Origin of the sequence: Brevibacterium sp. H602, assembly GCF_051172395.1 — a bacterium.
Taxonomy (GTDB): domain Bacteria; phylum Actinomycetota; class Actinomycetes; order Actinomycetales; family Brevibacteriaceae; genus Brevibacterium.
In genome coordinates, this window is record NZ_JBPIZD010000004.1 from 1 (window position 1) to 14,985 (window position 14,985).

General features: G+C 65.0%; 16 protein-coding genes and 1 tRNA gene. 6 read left to right on the forward strand and 11 right to left on the reverse strand.

Annotation, left to right across the window (positions count from 1 at the left end; genetic code table 11):
• Nucleotides 1-51: 51 nt before the first annotated feature.
• From arc to ACSBQT_RS04185, 3 genes are read right to left on the reverse strand one after another with little or no spacing between them, the layout of a single operon-like run.
• Complete coding sequence (gene arc, locus ACSBQT_RS04175) at nucleotides 52-1,704, reverse strand: proteasome ATPase (protein ID WP_435000961.1); 1,653 nt, start codon at nucleotides 1,702-1,704, stop codon at nucleotides 52-54.
• A complete protein-coding gene (locus tag ACSBQT_RS04180) occupies nucleotides 1,701-2,774 on the reverse strand; it encodes a tRNA (adenine-N1)-methyltransferase (protein ID WP_410709977.1) in 1,074 nt (357 codons plus the stop codon). The genes arc and ACSBQT_RS04180 overlap by 4 nt, the downstream gene beginning before the upstream one ends.
• A gap of 45 nt (nucleotides 2,775-2,819) precedes the next feature.
• Nucleotides 2,820-3,980, reverse strand: coding sequence for a site-2 protease family protein (locus tag ACSBQT_RS04185; protein WP_173152266.1), 1,161 nt, complete (start codon nucleotides 3,978-3,980; stop codon nucleotides 2,820-2,822).
• A 127-nt stretch (nucleotides 3,981-4,107) separates the two neighbouring features.
• Between ACSBQT_RS04185 and ACSBQT_RS04190 the strand changes: the two genes are divergently transcribed.
• Nucleotides 4,108-4,917: a RecB family exonuclease gene (locus ACSBQT_RS04190; protein ID WP_435000963.1), complete on the forward strand. Its 810-nt coding sequence runs from the start codon at nucleotides 4,108-4,110 to the stop codon at nucleotides 4,915-4,917.
• 3 nt (nucleotides 4,918-4,920) lie between these two features.
• Here ACSBQT_RS04190 and ACSBQT_RS04195 read toward each other — a convergent pair whose 3' ends face one another.
• A complete protein-coding gene (locus ACSBQT_RS04195; RefSeq protein WP_435000964.1) occupies nucleotides 4,921-5,595 on the reverse strand; it encodes an HAD family hydrolase in 675 nt (224 codons plus the stop codon).
• A gap of 22 nt (nucleotides 5,596-5,617) precedes the next feature.
• Here ACSBQT_RS04195 and ACSBQT_RS04200 point away from each other — a divergent pair, with 22 nt between their 5' ends.
• Nucleotides 5,618-6,448, forward strand: coding sequence for a proteasome assembly chaperone family protein (locus ACSBQT_RS04200; protein WP_139908044.1), 831 nt, complete (start codon nucleotides 5,618-5,620; stop codon nucleotides 6,446-6,448).
• Between the two features lie 56 nt (nucleotides 6,449-6,504).
• On the opposite strand, the gene mshC is transcribed toward ACSBQT_RS04200, so the two are convergent.
• Genes mshC through ACSBQT_RS04215 form a run of 3 tightly spaced genes read right to left on the reverse strand, consistent with a single transcriptional unit; the run spans nucleotide 6,505 to nucleotide 9,207 of the window.
• Complete coding sequence (mshC, locus tag ACSBQT_RS04205) at nucleotides 6,505-7,764, reverse strand: cysteine--1-D-myo-inosityl 2-amino-2-deoxy-alpha-D-glucopyranoside ligase (protein WP_410709974.1); 1,260 nt, start codon at nucleotides 7,762-7,764, stop codon at nucleotides 6,505-6,507.
• A 60-nt stretch (nucleotides 7,765-7,824) separates the two neighbouring features.
• Complete coding sequence (locus ACSBQT_RS04210; protein ID WP_435000966.1) at nucleotides 7,825-8,637, reverse strand: SCO1664 family protein; 813 nt, start codon at nucleotides 8,635-8,637, stop codon at nucleotides 7,825-7,827.
• A 6-nt stretch (nucleotides 8,638-8,643) separates the two neighbouring features.
• Nucleotides 8,644-9,207 (reverse strand): DUF3090 family protein, encoded by a 564-nt coding sequence (locus tag ACSBQT_RS04215; protein ID WP_435000967.1) that lies wholly within the window; start codon nucleotides 9,205-9,207, stop codon nucleotides 8,644-8,646.
• A 57-nt stretch (nucleotides 9,208-9,264) separates the two neighbouring features.
• On the opposite strand from ACSBQT_RS04215, the gene ACSBQT_RS04220 reads away from it, so the two are divergent.
• Nucleotides 9,265-9,525, forward strand: coding sequence for a hypothetical protein (locus tag ACSBQT_RS04220; protein WP_025778383.1), 261 nt, complete (start codon nucleotides 9,265-9,267; stop codon nucleotides 9,523-9,525).
• A gap of 29 nt (nucleotides 9,526-9,554) precedes the next feature.
• Here the strand turns inward: ACSBQT_RS04220 and ACSBQT_RS04225 are convergent, their stop codons facing one another.
• Entirely contained in the window at nucleotides 9,555-10,469 is a 915-nt protein-coding gene (locus ACSBQT_RS04225; protein ID WP_435000969.1) for an aldo/keto reductase, read from the reverse strand.
• Nucleotides 10,470-10,538: 69 nt separating this feature from the next.
• On the opposite strand from ACSBQT_RS04225, the gene ACSBQT_RS04230 reads away from it, so the two are divergent.
• On the forward strand, nucleotides 10,539-11,375 hold the full coding sequence (locus ACSBQT_RS04230) for an undecaprenyl-diphosphate phosphatase (protein ID WP_410709970.1): 837 nt from the start codon (nucleotides 10,539-10,541) through the stop codon (nucleotides 11,373-11,375).
• 78 nt (nucleotides 11,376-11,453) lie between these two features.
• Here ACSBQT_RS04230 and ACSBQT_RS04235 read toward each other — a convergent pair whose 3' ends face one another.
• Nucleotides 11,454-12,167: a histidine phosphatase family protein gene (locus ACSBQT_RS04235; protein ID WP_435000971.1), complete on the reverse strand. Its 714-nt coding sequence runs from the start codon at nucleotides 12,165-12,167 to the stop codon at nucleotides 11,454-11,456.
• Nucleotides 12,168-12,225: 58 nt separating this feature from the next.
• Between ACSBQT_RS04235 and ACSBQT_RS04240 the strand changes: the two genes are divergently transcribed.
• Nucleotides 12,226-12,408 carry a DUF5703 family protein gene (locus ACSBQT_RS04240; protein WP_435000973.1) on the forward strand — a complete coding sequence of 61 codons (183 nt, stop codon included), beginning with the start codon at nucleotides 12,226-12,228 and terminating at the stop codon, nucleotides 12,406-12,408.
• A 4-nt stretch (nucleotides 12,409-12,412) separates the two neighbouring features.
• Nucleotides 12,413-13,438, forward strand: coding sequence for a DMT family transporter (locus ACSBQT_RS04245; RefSeq protein WP_435000974.1), 1,026 nt, complete (start codon nucleotides 12,413-12,415; stop codon nucleotides 13,436-13,438).
• Here ACSBQT_RS04245 and ACSBQT_RS04250 read toward each other — a convergent pair.
• Both ACSBQT_RS04250 and ACSBQT_RS04255 read right to left on the reverse strand, forming a co-directional pair.
• Nucleotides 13,392-14,699, reverse strand: coding sequence for a M20/M25/M40 family metallo-hydrolase (locus ACSBQT_RS04250; RefSeq protein ID WP_435000975.1), 1,308 nt, complete (start codon nucleotides 14,697-14,699; stop codon nucleotides 13,392-13,394). The genes ACSBQT_RS04245 and ACSBQT_RS04250 overlap by 47 nt on opposite strands.
• Nucleotides 14,700-14,841: 142 nt before the next feature.
• Nucleotides 14,842-14,929: transfer RNA gene (locus ACSBQT_RS04255), tRNA-Leu, on the reverse strand.
• Nucleotides 14,930-14,985: the final 56 nt, after the last annotated feature.

Genomic DNA, 14,985 nt, shown 5'->3' on the forward strand with positions numbered 1-14,985 from the left:
TTTCCGTCAGCTGAAGGAAACGTCGGGCTCGTCGTTCTTACCGGACCCGGCTCAGACGAGGTCGGAGTTGGGCCGCACCTCGGCGATGTCGGTCTCGTACGGCACGGTCGGGGCTCCCCTGGTCGTGTCGAGGTGCATCATCCGCAGATGAGTGACCCGTTCGCCCTTGCGCCCGGAGATCCGTGCCCATTCGTCGGGGTTCGTCGTGTTCGGCAGGTCTTCGTGTTCGCTGAACTCTTCGGCGATCGCATCCTCGAAGTGACCGGGGCGCAGACCGCGCTCGCCGGTGTCGAGCAGCGACTTGATCGCCGCCTTCTTCGCGCGGTCGACGATGTTGTGGATCATCGCGCCGGAGGCGAAGGCGGAGAAGTGGAGGACTTCCTTCGACCCGTCGGCGTAGCTGACCTCGACGAATTCGTTCTCCGGAGTCTCTGCGAACATCCGCTCGACACAGCTGTCGATGAGTGCCGAGACCGCCTCGGCGGGGGTGTCGTGGCCGGCGAGCACGCTCGAGTGCAGGGGCAGCTCCGCGGTGAGGTACTTCTCGAAGATGTCTCGGGCCGCTTCGGCGTCGGGGCGTTCGATGCGGATCTTCACATCGAGTCGGCCGGGGCGCAGGATCGCGGGGTCGATGAGGTCTTCACGGTTCGAGGCGCCGATGACGATGACGTTGTCGAGCTGTTCGACACCGTCGATCTCGGTGAGCAGCTGCGGCACGATCGTCGTCTCCACGTCCGACGATTTGCCGGTGCCGCGGGTCCGGAACAGTGATTCCATCTCGTCGAAGAACACCACGACGGGGAAGCCTGCCGAAGCCTTCTCGCGGGCCCGGGCGAAGATCAGGCGCAGCTGACGTTCGGTTTCGCCGACGTACTTGTCGAGCAGCTCCGGACCTTTGATGTTGAGGAAGTAGGTCTTGCTCGTGCGCACCTTTCCGGTGCGATCGGCCAGGGAGTTCGCCACGGCCTTCGCGATGAGCGTCTTTCCGCAGCCGGGAGGGCCGTAGAGCAGGATGCCCTTGGGCGGTTTGAGACCGTGCTCGGTATAGAGTTCGGGATGTTCGAAGGGCAGTTCGACGGCATCTTTGATCTGTTCGATCTGGTCAGCCAGTCCGCCGATGTCCTGGTAGGTGATGTCGGGGACCTCTTCGAGCAGCAGCGAGGAGACCTCGGGCTTCTCGACGACCTGCAGCGCGTAGTGGGTCCGGGTGTCGACGACGACGGCGTCGCCGACGCGCAGTCCTGCGTCGACGAGGTCGGCGGCGAGGGTGAAGACCTGCTCGTCATCGCCGGGAGCTCCGACGAGGATGCGCTGGGAGTCGACGAACTCACGGACGTTGACGACCGATCCCACGGGTGGGAACTCGCCGGTGCCGATGATGACGAGGCCCTCGGACAGGAGCACATCGGCTCCGGCTCGCAGGGTCTCGGGTTCGATTTCGGGGGCGACGGCCACGCGCATGCGTCGTCCGCCGACGATGACATCGGCGGTCACTGCGTTCTCGCCCAGCGCGACGAGTGTTCCCCAGTTGTTCGGCGGTTCGGTCAGGCGCCGAGCCTCTTCCTTGATCCGGTTGAGCTCATCACGGGCCGTGCGCAGAGTCTTCGACAGTGCTTCATTGCGTTTGCCCGCCGTGTAGAGCTGCTGGCGCAGGGACGCGGTGTCCTCGCGCAGCTTCTTCACTTCGGTCGTGGTCTCTGTCATCGATCCTCCTTCGGCCCAGTGCTGTTGCTGGTCGGGCTGTCTGTGACATCTGTGGGTCGCGCATTCTCGGAGCCTTCGGGTTCGGTGCGCAGGCGCCTGCCGGCGTCTCGCATCACCCGGCGCAGCTTCTTGCCGTGCGCGGTCCGGGTGCCGATCGCCGCCTCGGTGACTTCGGGCTCCGTCCACGCCGCGACATCCTCGGCGGCCGCGGTGGCTCCCTGAGGCCGTTTCTTCTTCTCCAGCGGACTGATGCCGTCGGCCATTCGGCGGGCCATGATGAGGAACCCGGTGTGGGCGATCATCCGGTGGTCGGGCCGGACGGCGAGTCCGTCGGCGTGCCAGCCGCGGACCATGGCCTCCATGGGCTCGGGTTCGGCGAACTTGCCGGAAGCGCGCAGGGCTTCGACGAAGCGGGAGAGCTGCGGAACCGTGGCGACATACGCGATGACGATTCCCCCGGGTGTCAGCGCTTCGCTGACTGCCTCGAGCGTGTTCCAGGGGGTGAGCATGTCGAGGACGACACGGTCGACGCTGCCGGGCCCGAAGGTCTGCGGCAGCGTATCGGCGAGGTCGCCGACGGTGACGGACCAGTTCTCCGGTTCGCCGTCGAAGAAGTCGGCGATGTTTCCGGCTGCGATCGTAGCGAATTCCTCACGCAGTTCGAACGAGTGCACGGATCCCGTCGCGCCCACGGCCCGCAGCAGGGCCATCGACAGAGCTCCGGATCCGACGCCGGCTTCGACGACGGTGGCCCCGGGGAAGATATCGCCGAGGGTGACGATGAGTCCCGAATCCTTCGGGTAGACGACTGCGGCGCCGCGGGGCATGGAGAGCACAAAGTCCTCATAGCGTGGGCGGAAGACCTGGAAGTCGACTCCCCCGGTGTTCGCGACGATGATTCCTTCTGTGCGCCCGATGATGTCGTCGTGGCTGATGAGGCCCTTGTTCGTGTGGAAGTGCTCACCCGGGGCGAGCACGAAGGTGTGCATCCGCCCCTTGGGGTCGGTGAGTTGGACCTTCTCTCCGCGGCTCAGAACGCGCGGGGGCCGGGAATGCAGTGGCTGAGTCATGATGAGTCCACTCTACGCTGGTGAGGATTGCCTCACACAACCGGCTCAGGCGGCGAGGAGTTCGTCGAAGAATTCCTGCAGGTCGATGACTCCGACCAGGGTGTTGCCGTCCATCACCAGGCTGAACTGTGCTTTGGGACGGTGGGTGAGCGATTCGAGCAGGTGCGGGGCCGTGATGTCCTTCGGCACTCCGATCCACCCGGCCAGGGGGCGGGCGACCTCGCCGGCGGGAACGGCTTCGAGGGTTTCGGCGAGACGACCGGCTGCGGCGTGCCGGTCGACGAGACCGTACGGCAGTCCCTTCTGATCGAGGACGACGATGAGGGTGCGTTCCTTCGCGTTCCCGAGCGTGTTCGCATAGTCGAGGGTGTCGGCCAGGTCGGCGTCCCAGGTGGCGGCGATCGCGGGCTGGATGACCTGGGAGAGGTCGTAGGTCTCCATCTTCCGGGCCCGTTTGGCGTGGGTGGCGGCGTCTCCGGCGGAGAACCACAGCATAATCGCGATGAGCGACATCCAGGCCACGGTCAGCGGATCGGGTCGTTCGCCGGCCAACAACGGGGTGATGACCGACCAGCCGATGAAGCCGACGGCGATGATCCGGCCGACCCAGCTGGCCACGATCGTGCCCAGGAACTGGGATCCGGTGATGCGCCACATGATCGCCTGCAGCGCCCAGCCGCCGTCGAGCGGAATGCCCGGCAACAGGTTGATCGCACCGAGGGCGACGTTGGCGAAGGTGACGGCGATGAGCAGCAGCCACGGCACCGAGGTGGGGCTTGCGGCGCTGAGACACCACCATCCCAGCAGGGCGAGCACGATGTTGACGATGGGGCCGACGATGGAGATGACGAAGCTCGTCATCGCCGCTTTGTCGCGAGGGTTGTCCATCTGCGGCTCGAAGCGGGTGAACCCACCCCAGATGTTCAGCTCGATCGCGGCGACCTTCTGCCCGTAGAACTGGCCGGCGACTCCGTGCGCGAGTTCGTGGAGGAACACGGAGGCAAAGAGAAGGACCGCATAGGCGAAGGCCACGAACCAGGCCCCGATGCCCAGATCCGGGCGGACCTGGTTGAGCCACGGGGTGAAGAGGATGGTGATCACGATGGCGGCGAGGAACCACGACCACGCCAGAATCACCGGAGCGCCGAGGACGGTGCCCAAGCGCAGACCCGATGACGCACCGGGGTGGTGGTTTTTCGCGGCCATTGAAGGGGTTCCTCCGGTCGATGTCGTGGTCAGCGGACCACTGAGGGTCGGTTACTCAGCCTAACAGCGACGACGCACTCACCGCTGGTCGCCACGTCGTGTCCGTGCAGGTCGTTACAGTGGAGTTATGGTCGAGCTCACCAGTCTGTCGCCCTCGCGGGCCAACGACTTCATCCAGTGTCCTCTGAAGTTCCGTTTCCGCAGCATCGACAAGCTGCCGGAACCGCCTTCCCAGGCGGCGTTCCGAGGCACGGTGGTCCATGCGGTGCTCGAGAAGCTGTTCACCGCGCCGGCGGCCGAACGCACGGCCGAACTCGCGCAGACGATGCTCATGCCAGCGTGGGATGAGCTCGTCGAGAAGGACCCAGATGTGCTCGAGATCTTCGAGGGCGAATCGGAGAAGGAGACGTTCTTCACATCGGCGCGTCGGCTCATCGATTCCTACTTCGTGCTCGAATATCCCGAGCATCTCGAACCGGAGGAGACGGAGAAATTCGTCCGCACGACGCTGGACAACGGTCTCGAGCTGCGCGGGTTCATCGACCGGGTCGACGTCGCCCCAGGTGGAGAGCGGCGCCTCGTCGACTACAAGACGGGAAAGCAGCCGAAACCCCAGTACGGACGAGAAGCCAAGTTCCAGATGGGCTTCTACGCTCTCGTCGTCTACCGACTCTCAGGCGAGCTCGTCCACACTCTGCAGCTGATGTACCTGGGTTCGCGCAGCGTGCTGAAGTCTCATCCGACGATGGCGGAAGTCGAACAGACCCAATTCGAGATCGATGCCATCTGGAAGGACATCATCTCCTCGGCCGAGTCGGACCGGTGGCGGCCGAAGAAGTCACCGCTGTGCAACTGGTGCACGTTCAAGCCGCTGTGCCCGGCGTGGGGCAACACCGCTCCCCCGACCCCGGAGATCACGAAGATCGTGGGAGCGTAGAGCTCAGGCGCTCCGCTGCGCACGAAGACGTCGCAGGTCGGCGACACTGCGGCCTTCGAGGCTCTCCCACAGGATCCGACCCGGACGGGGTTCGAGGTCGATGAAATGCGGGATACCGATCGCCAGGGTGCCGGCCGCCTCGGCGCTGGCCAGACCCGGCTTCGAATCCTCCAGTGCCGCACAATCGGCCGGGTCGAGGTCGAGCAGCGCAGCCCCCCGCAGGTAGGGCTCGGGATCCGGTTTGCCGGCGGTCACCTCATCGCCGGAGACGAGACCGGCGAAGCTGTCGGGCGGACAGTTGGCGATGACCGCCTCGGCCAGCGGCCGGTACGACATCGTGACCATGACGCTCGGGATGCCTTCGGTCTTCAGCTCGGCCAGCAGCTCCAGCGCACCGGGCCGGAACGGCACGGACTCTCGGATCTGTCCGATGACGTTGCCCATCAGGGTCTCGACGATCTCCTCGGCGGGCAGGTCGAGGCCGGCCTCACGCATCATTCGGGCGGAGACGATCAGCTCGTTGCCGACGAATTCGAGCCCCTGCTCTTCCGACCAGGACAGCCCGTGGGCGTTCATGAGCTCGGTCTCTGCGCGGATCCAATACGGCTCGGTGTCGACGAGGGTTCCGTCCATGTCCCACAGGACGGCGGCAGGGTCGGCTGATGCATGGTTCGTCATACGCCCAGCGTAGTCTGGAACCATGAGTATTCTTCCATCAGGGTCCGGGGCACTCGTCTTCATCGCCTTCGAAGGTCAGGATGCCGATGCTTCCGAAGCGGCGAGCTCGCTGGTCAAGGATCTCATCGAGGTCTGGCACTTAGACGACTCCGAGATCCTCGACACCGATGGGTTCTACGAATTCCGCTTCTCCGAACCCGAGATCATCCGCGACGAGGACGGGACGGCGTCGATCGCCTGGCCGGGTGTCGCGGTCCATCGAGGTCTCCTCGGCGAGCAGCCGATCACGGTCATCCACGGTCACGAACCGGGATTGAAATGGCGGGAGTTCCTCTCTCTCGTCCTCGCTCACGTCGGCGACGACGATACCGTCATCCTCCTGGGCGGTCTCCATGCCGAGGTTCCGCATACGCGTCCGCTGCCGGTGGTGGCCAATACGGAGGACGCAGAGCTTGCGTCCGAGCTCGGCATCGACGCCAACGGCTATGAGGGCCCCATCGGCATTCTCGGTCTCCTCGGCGTCGCCTGCCGGTGGCGCGGGGTCCGCGCCATCAACCTGTGGGTGGGAGTGCCGGACTATCTGGCCGAGTCGCCGTCGCCGAAAGCCGAACTCGCGTTGGCGAAGGCGGTAGAACGCTATGCTGGCATCGAAATCGATATCCACGTGCTCGAAGAGGAGAGCCGGGCATGGGAGCTCGGCGCTGATGAACTCGTCTCCTTCAACCCGCGGCTGGCAGAACTCGTCCAAGCACTGGAGAAGCAGAACGATTCGACGGAGCTTCCCGAAGCCAGCGGAGATGCCATCGCGGCCGAGTTCGAACGCTATCTGCGCAAACGCGGCCGCGATAAGTGAATCGGCGACTCCCGGCGGTCAGGCGGTGAAAGCCGAGAGTTGTCGGTCGAGCGATATCAGTCGAGCAGGCGGATGCCCAGGAGGGCATCGACGGCGTCGGCGACTCGGTCGCCGGTGATGGCCGCTGTCTCCGAGGGTTCGGAGTCGGCATAGTGTTCGGCCCATTCGTCGAGGATCCCGAGGGCCCGCGGGCTGTCGAGGTCATCGGTGAGTGCTTCGCGCAGCAGGCCGATGATGTGCTCGCGCAGACCCTGGCGACATTCTGATTCGCATTTGGCCGCATGCTTCCATGCCTGCAGCCGTGCTTCGGCGATGGACAGCTGCTCCTCGGTGAAGCTCCAGTCGCTGCGGTAGTGGTTGGACAGGATCACGGTGCGGATGGCCATGGGATCGACTCCGCGCTCGCGCAGCTTCGAGACGAGGACGAGGTTGCCCTTGGACTTGCTCATCTTCTCGCCGTCGAGACCCACCATTCCGGTGTGCATATAGGTCTTCGCCATCGGTGTGTCCCGCCAGGCAGCAGCATGGGCGGCGCTCATCTCATGGTGCGGGAAGATGAGGTCGCTGCCGCCTCCCTGCACGTCGACGGGGAAGCCGAGATACCGATCGGCGATGACAGTGCATTCGACGTGCCAGCCCGGTCGTCCCCGGCCCAGTGTGCCTCCGTCCCAGGACGGTTCGCCTTCGCGTTCGGCCCGCCACAGCAGCGGATCGATGGGGTTCTTCTTGCCCGGAGTCTCGGGGTCACCGCCGCGTTCGGCCGAGAGCGCTGCCATGGTCTCGGCGTCGTCATGGCTGACCGTGCCGAACGGCGGGGTGATCTGCGTCGACACACGGTAGTAGACGTCACCGCTGTCGAGAGTGTAGGCGGCCCCCTTGTCCACGAGATCGCGGACGCCGGCGGCGATATCGTCGACGGATTCGACGACGCCGATGAAGTTCGCCGGCGGGATCACCCGCAGGGCTTCCATATCCTCTCGGAACAGATCGATCTGCGACGAGGCGAGTTCGCGCCAGTCGACTCCCGTGGCATCGGCCCTCTCCAGCAGCGGATCGTCGACGTCAGTGGTGTTCTGTGCGTACTCGACCTCGAGCCCCGCATCGCGCCAGATCCGGTTGAGCAGGTCGAATGCCACATAAGTGGAGGCGTGCCCGAGGTGCGTCGCATCGTAGGGGGTGATGCCGCAGACGTAGAGTCGAGCGGTCTGCTTGGATCCGCGCAGCCTGCGCGGGCTGCGTGTGCTCGTATCGAAAACCGTAGGCACCTTGCCGGTGCTGGTCAGACGGGGCAGTTGAGGTTCGGGCCATGACTTCACGGCACCCAGCCTAACCGAGAGGCAGGCGTTCGGCACTTCCGAGGCGAAGTGATGCCGGTTTCAGATCGGCGGCCAGGGAATGACGGTGCGATCGTCCGGTGCTTCGGGGAAGAACTCGCCGGCGAGAAGCCGGTCGGCCCGGTCTTTCAGAGCCTCGATCTCGTCTGCCGACAGGCAATCGCTCAGCTGCGTCCGCAGGGTTTCGTCCATAGCGGTGACTTCCTGAAGCGCATCGATCTCTTCGGCACAGAACGAGGTGCGAGAGAAACCCCACAGAACGGTGCGCAGCTTCTCCTCACTGTGGAAGGTCAGTCCGTTGTCGATGCCGAAGACGCCGATGTCGGCTGCGGCAGTGCTCGGCAGGCAGCTGCCGGTGATGACATGACCGGCTTTGCGGTCGGCGTTGTTCGCCAGGAGGTCGAAGAAGGCGATGGAACGCAGGCCCTCGTCGACGGAATGGGAGAGTACGAGGTCACGTCCGTCCTCGGTGCGCAGAGCGAAGATCGGAGTGTGATCGACGGGGATCGCGTTGACCGTCGACAGGGTCACGGCTTCGTCATCGTCGGAGGCTTCGACATAGGCCTGCAGGGATCCGCGGCCGGCGGGCAGATCATCGCGCAGCACCGTCGGCGGAACGACCCCCAGGTCGAGCGCGGCAGAGAGTCGATACGCCGCCACCTCGCGCAGACCCAGCGTCTCCGGGGGAAAATCGCTGAGGGGCCGTTCGCCCGAGATGGGCTTGTAGACGGCCTTGATCGCCCGGCCCTCGTGTTCGAGCACGAGCAGTCGGGTGTCGTTGCTGGCGCGTGGGATCGAACCCATCTCCGTCCACTCCCCCGCAGCCAGCGCGTCGAGGAGAATCCCGTGGTCCATCACTGATCAGGCGCGCGGGATCCCGTTGGCACGGGGGCACAGGTGGCCGTTGGGTTCGAGCGGGAGGGAGCAGAACGGGCAGTCTCCGCGTCCGGCGCTGACGACCTGTTCTCCGCGGCGGGCGAATTCTCGGGCGGCGGCTGCGTCGAGGACGATGCGCAGGACTTCGCGTTCGACCTCGTCGTCATCGGGGTCGGCGGAGGTTCCGGCCTGGGCGTCCGCCTCGGTGAGTTCGAAGCATTCGATGACGAGTTCGTGCTTGACGGTGTCCCAGCCCAGACTCATCGTGCCGACGCGGAACTCCGGTTCGATGGGGACGTTGAGACCGGCGTTATCGATGAGATCGTCGAGCGCCGTCTGCGGCACCCGCGCCGCCGGATCCTTGATCATCACCATGTCGAGCAGCTCGGTGATCCGGTCGGAGAGGATCTCGACCTGCTCCTTCTCGACGACCACGGTCGTCAGCGCGTTGCCGGACTTCGCCTGGAGGAGGAACGTCCTCTCGCCGGGAAGTCCGATTGTGCCGACGACGAAACGATCGGGTGTGGGGTGGTCGTACAGAGCTGCCATGTCTTCAGCCTAGTTCAAAGACTTACATGTCGGTCCGGCCTGGGATACATTTGAGTCATGAGCACTGATCCTCGTGAGGCCCTGGACGCATTCCTCGAAGCAGTGAGAGAGCACTACGCTGCATCCGCGCACCGCAACGGTGACCAAGACCCCCGAGTCGAAGCCGCTTATATGGCTTTGGCCGATGCCTTCGAAATCTACGAAGACGCGATCTACACCGCGTTCGACGAAGTCACCCCATTCGAACTCTTCGATGATGTCGAGGATGCCAAGGACGATGACGAGTTCCTCCTCGACGATGACGACGAGGACGACTGAGAGATTCGCAGAGGGTCGGACCTGCAGCTTTAGTCCGACGGACCCCAGGAGATCTGGTCGAGCACCTCGGCGATCTCATCGGCCAAGTCGACCTCGCTGGCGGCGACCTCGGCCAGCTGCGCCGGGGTGCGAGGCGAGACCAAGGTGCTCGCGATTCCGTGCTGGCGGTTGAAGGCCAGGGCGATGTCCAGGGGTGAGACTCCCAGTGCGGTCGCGGCGCGCCGGACGCCGGCGAGCACCCGGTTCGACCGCTCGTGGAGGTAGGCACCGGCGTATTCGCTCAACTCCCCCGCCAGGCGCGAATCCTGCGGAGTCGCGTTCCGGTACTTGTCGGTGAGCACACCTCGACCCAATCCAGCTCCGGCGATGAGGGAGACTCCCGCATAGTCGGCGGCCGGGACAAGCTCTGCCTCCGCCTCGCGATTGAGCAGCGAGTATTCGGCGACGGCACAGGCAACCGGAATTCCGGCACCGCGCATCTCCGCCAGCTGCCAACCGGTGTGGTGGGACACGCCCACGTAGCGGATCTTCCCGAGGGTGAGCAGTGTCTCAACCGCCGAGGCTGTTTCGGCACGGTCGACCGCGGCATCGAAGACGTCGAGGACGAGCACGTCGAGGTGGTCGCGACCGACTGTGCGCAGCAGGGAATCGACCTGGCTGAGGATTCTGGAGCGCCCGAGCCCGGCCTCGATGTGGCCGGGTTCACTGATGGACACGCCCACTCTGGCCAGCAGCAGAATCTCTTCGGGAAGTCTCAGCCGCCCGAGCACCTCCGCGGACATCGTGGCCGAGCTGGGCAGCTCGATGAGGTTGCCACCTGCATCTTTGTACTCATCGACGAGGCGCTGGGCGACCTGGTCATCGACCCGATGCCCCCACTCGAAGGTTCCGAGACCCACATCGCTGACGTCGAGACCGGTAGTGCCGAGGCGTTGGTGCTTCATGCTTCTTGAGGTTACCCGATGCTGCGACTACCGTGGTTTCGTTCCCACCTCATATTCTCAAGGAGTCGTATGTACGACTGGCTGGTCGCTGCCGTGCTCGGAATCGTGCAGGCACTCACCGAGTTCCTCCCGATCTCCTCTTCAGCGCATGTGCGCATCGTCGGCGAACTCATGCTGCCCGGTTCGGATCCGGGCGCGTTCTTCACCGCCATCATCCAGATCGGCACCGAGGCGGCCGTCGTCGTCTACTTCTGGCGCGATATCGTCACGATCATCTCGAAATGGTGCAAGGCGCTCGTCGGCAAGCACGATCGCAAGGACCCCGAGGTGCGCCTGGGTTGGCTCATCATCGTCGGTTCGATTCCCATCGTCATCATCGGCCTGCTCTTCCAGGACTACATCGAGGGTGCTCTGCGCAGCCTGTGGATCACCGCGACGATGCTCATCGTCTTCGGTCTCATCATCGGCATCGCCGACTGGGCCGGGAAGCGCGAACGCACCCTCGAGGACATGAACTGGGGTCAGGGCATTCTGTTCGGCTTCGCACAGGCGCTCGCCGTCATTCCCGGCGTGTCACGCTCGGGCGGCACGATCATGGCCGGCCGTTTCATGGGCTTCGATCGTCCTGCGGCGGCTCGCTACTCGTTCCTGCTCGCCATTCCCGCCGTCGTCGGTTCCGGCCTCTACGGTGTGGCGCAGACGCTCGGTCGCAGTGAAGCCATGGTCCTCGGCTGGGGACCGACGATCCTCGCCACAGTGATTTCGTTCGCTCTCGGCCTCGTCGTCATCCACTGGTTCCTCAAGTACGTGGAGACGAAGTCCTTCGCCGTCTTCGTCTGGTACCGCGTGGCCCTGGGCATCGTCCTCTACATCCTGCTCGGCACCGGAGTCCTCGCAGCAGCCTGAGCCCGCGCCTATCGAGTCGGGCTGACCTCCGACACTCCAGCATCACTTGATCCCGGCATTCGCTTACGAGTGCCGGGATCAGCGCATTCCGCCGCCTCCGACGGCGGCCGATTGGGCGAGTCCGGCGGCGGTCACCGACATCGCCGCGAGCACGGGTACCGACCCTGAATAGTCGATGACCGTGAACGATCCGGGAGCGACGCTCAGCCGTTGGAAATCATCCAGCGGCATGCCCAGAGCGTCGGCGATGATCGCCTTGATGATGTCTCCGTGGGAGATGATCATCGCCCACCGAGGCGGGCCCGACTTCCCGGCATCGGCCGTGGGTTCTGCCTCGGTTCGGGATTCGACATCGGCACGTTCGTCCTCACGCAGCTGGGCCACGAGGTCACGGACTCGGGCCGTGCAACGGTCGGCCGCCTCAGTGATGGATTCCCCTCCGGGGAACCGGGCCTGCGACGCCGACGTCACTACGGTCGCCCACAGGGGTTCCTGGCCAAGTTCCTTGAGAGGTCGGCCCGTCCATTCGCCGTAGTCGAGCTCGATGACGGCCTCGTCGACGTCGATGCGATCGAAGTCCGCCGCTTCGGCCGCGATCGATGCGGTCTGTGCGCAGCGCTGCAGGGGCGAATGCAGCAGGTGGGTGAAGTGCCGGTGCGGCAGAAGTTCGAGATTAGCCCTCAGCGCCCGGATGCCCTCGTCGGTGAGGGACACGCCGGGGGCGCGTCCGGCCAGGATTCCGGAGACGTTGGCGCTGGAGAGGCCGTGCCGCAGCAGAACGATGACGGGCATACCCTCAAGATTAGCCCAGATCGTCTAGGGTGAGGCTATGAAACGTCAGCGTCCACGTATGACATACGAGTTCCGCAAGGTCTCGTTCTCTCGTGATGTGCCGCGGTCGGTCAGCCTGCAGGAACTCAACGACCAGGCGGAATACGGCCAATGGGAGCTCGCCCGCACCCGGATCTCCGTCGGCGGAGTCCGCACCGTGTGGCTGCGCCGGAAGATCATGCCCCTGGCTATGACCACCTGATGGTGTGAGATCGCCTGCCCTCGTTCCTGTTCTCACAGCCGGTCTCGTCACGATCGCTGCTGGGGCTGCGATGTCTCTGCAGGGACGAGCGAACGGTCTGCTCGGTCAGGTGCTCGGACACGCCGTCTTCGCCGCGCTCGTCTCGTTCTTCGTCGGGCTCCTCTGCGTCGGTATCGCCTTGGCCGTCTCGGCCCGATCCCGTTCTGCCGGCCGACGTCTCATCGCCCTGCTGCGGGACCGTTCGCTGCCCTGGTGGATGCTGCTCGGGGGTTTGAGCGGCTGTCTCGTCGTCATCGCACAGGCCACGACCATTCCGCGGATCGGCGTAGCCATGTTCACAATGGCCTTCGTCTCCGGCCAGGTCACCGGCGGACTCATCGTCGATGCCACCGAGCTGCCGCCGGGCGGCCGTCAGCGTTTGGGCGTCCTGCGCAACCTCGGCGTTCTCATCGTCCTCGCTTCCCTGGTCTTCGCCGCCGGTGATCGCCTGCAGTCGGGGCTTCCACTGTGGACTCCCCTGCTGCCGTTCGTCTCCGGGGCACTGACGAGTGTGCAGCAGGCGTTCAACGGCCATATCCGGGCTGCCACCGAATCGGCGGTGGTCGCGACGACGGTGAACTTCACCGTCGGCTTCGCAGCACTGGTCATCGGCACATCCGTCCTGCTCGTGACCGGACATCCCTGGCGGGGATTCCCGACCGCGCCGGATCAGTGGTGGATCCTCCTCGGCGGGGCCTTCGGGGTGGTCTTCATCGCCCTGACGACGGTCACCGTAGCCAGGCTGGGCGTGCTGCTGCTCAGTCTGTTCGCGCTCTTCGGCAACCTCGTCGGGGCGTTGGCTCTCGATGTGCTGCTGCCGATTCCCGGCTCCGATGTCACGGTGACCACGGTGCTCAGCGCCGTCGGAGTGCTCGTCGGTATCGTCGTGACGATTCTGCCGGTGCCGGGCGGGCCTTCCGCAGCGGTCAGGCCTGCATCAGGATTCAGGCCTTCATCAGGAAATCGCCGAGGACCCTCGTCCCGAACTTGAGCGCCGAGATCGGCACCCTCTCGTCGACGCCGTGGAACATCGCCGGGAAGTCGAGGTCGCCGGTGAGCTGGAGCGGCGCGAAGCCGTAGCCGGTGATGCCGAGCTCGGCCATCGACTTGTTGTCCGTGCCTCCCGACAGCGTGTAGGGCAGGACGTTCGCGCTCGGGTCGTCGGCGAGGAGGCTCTTCTGCATCTGCGCGACCAAGGGTGTGTCGAACGGTGACTCGAGCGCCTCGCCTTCATCCTCGGCGGTGATGTCGATCCCCTCCCCCGCGAGTTCCTTGATCTTGAGCATGACGTCCTCGTGCTGTCCCGGCAGGGTGCGGCAGTCGACGTAGGCGGTTGCGGTGCCGGGAATGACGTTGTGTTTGTATCCGGCTTCGAGGAATGACGGGTTGGAGGTGTTCTGCAGGGTCGGTGCCACGAACTTCTCGACCGATCCGAGTTCTGCGAGCAGCTGCGGGATCGTCTCTGCCGTGAACTCGATTCCCGTGAGCTCCGAGACGCCTTCGAGGAGCTTCCGTGTAGCCAGGGGGATCTCCTGCGGCCACGGGTGGTTGCCGATCCGGGTGATCGCCGCGGCGAGCCGTGTGACGGGGTTGTCGTCGTTGCGCTGAGATCCGTGCCCGGCGGTGCCGTGGGCGACGAGGTTGAGCCAGGCCAGCCCCTTCTCTGCCGTCTGGACGAGGTAGACACGCTGGCCGCGGACGTCGACGGAGTAGCCGCCGACCTCAGAGATCGCCTCGGTGGCTCCGGAGAACAGCTCGGGACGGTTGCGCACCATATGCCGGGCACCGTAGTTTCCGCCGGCCTCCTCGTCGGCGAAGAACGCGATGATGAGGTCCCGACGCGGAGTGAGTCCCTGGCGGAGCATGGCGCGCACGGACGCGACGATCATCGCGTCCATGTCCTTCATGTCCACCGCTCCGCGGCCCCACAGCAGACCGTCCTTGACGACTCCTTCGAAGGGGTCGACGCTCCAGTCCTCCGCGGCTGCCGGAACGACGTCGGTGTGGCCGTGGACGACGAGTGCCGGAGCTTCCGGGTCGGAGCCCTTCACACGGGCGACGAGGTTGGCCCGGCCCGGGGAGGATTCGACGATTTCGGACTTCAGGTCCACCTCGGCGAGCCAGGACGCGATGAGTTCGGCGGCCGGCAGCTCCGGGTTGGCTCTGTTCCCGCCCCAGTTCTGGGTGTCGATGCGGATGAGCTGACGGCACAGTTCGGTGACTTCGTCCTCTGCGGCGCTGAAATCAAACACGGAGACCCTCGATGGTGGTTCGATCACGCGGCAGTGCTGTGATCGGCCTGACAGTCCCCACCGTATCCCACCTGCGCGCGAGGCTGGTGCGCGAAGACGAAAATGGCCTCCGGATCGAAATCCGGAGGCCATCTCCTCGTTGTGCGCGAAGGGGGACTTGAACCCCCACGCCCGATAAGTTGGGCACTAGCACCTCAAGCTAGCGCGTCTACCAATTCCGCCACTCGCGCTGGCAACAGAGATAACTCTACATGCGCGAAACGGCGTCGACAAATCGAAATCGGCT

Bases quoted from the DNA above. Each gene is read 5' to 3' on its own strand.
- ACSBQT_RS04220 (WP_025778383.1), top strand. From the start codon at position 9,265: ATGAGCACTGATCCTCGTGAGGCCCTGGACGCATTCCTCGAAGCAGTG.
- ACSBQT_RS04190 (WP_435000963.1), top strand. From the start codon at position 4,108: ATGGTCGAGCTCACCAGTCTGTCGCCCTCGCGGGCCAACGACTTCATC.
- ACSBQT_RS04210 (WP_435000966.1), bottom strand. From the start codon at position 8,637: ATGGACCACGGGATTCTCCTCGACGCGCTGGCTGCGGGGGAGTGGACG.
- ACSBQT_RS04240 (WP_435000973.1), top strand. From the start codon at position 12,226: ATGACATACGAGTTCCGCAAGGTCTCGTTCTCTCGTGATGTGCCGCGG.
- ACSBQT_RS04215 (WP_435000967.1), bottom strand. From the start codon at position 9,207: ATGGCAGCTCTGTACGACCACCCCACACCCGATCGTTTCGTCGTCGGC.
- ACSBQT_RS04180 (WP_410709977.1), bottom strand. From the start codon at position 2,774: ATGACTCAGCCACTGCATTCCCGGCCCCCGCGCGTTCTGAGCCGCGGA.
- ACSBQT_RS04200 (WP_139908044.1), top strand. From the start codon at position 5,618: ATGAGTATTCTTCCATCAGGGTCCGGGGCACTCGTCTTCATCGCCTTC.
- ACSBQT_RS04225 (WP_435000969.1), bottom strand. From the start codon at position 10,469: ATGAAGCACCAACGCCTCGGCACTACCGGTCTCGACGTCAGCGATGTG.
- arc (WP_435000961.1), bottom strand. From the start codon at position 1,704: ATGACAGAGACCACGACCGAAGTGAAGAAGCTGCGCGAGGACACCGCG.
- ACSBQT_RS04185 (WP_173152266.1), bottom strand. From the start codon at position 3,980: ATGGCCGCGAAAAACCACCACCCCGGTGCGTCATCGGGTCTGCGCTTG.
- ACSBQT_RS04235 (WP_435000971.1), bottom strand. From the start codon at position 12,167: ATGCCCGTCATCGTTCTGCTGCGGCACGGCCTCTCCAGCGCCAACGTC.
- ACSBQT_RS04230 (WP_410709970.1), top strand. From the start codon at position 10,539: ATGTACGACTGGCTGGTCGCTGCCGTGCTCGGAATCGTGCAGGCACTC.
- ACSBQT_RS04195 (WP_435000964.1), bottom strand. From the start codon at position 5,595: ATGACGAACCATGCATCAGCCGACCCTGCCGCCGTCCTGTGGGACATG.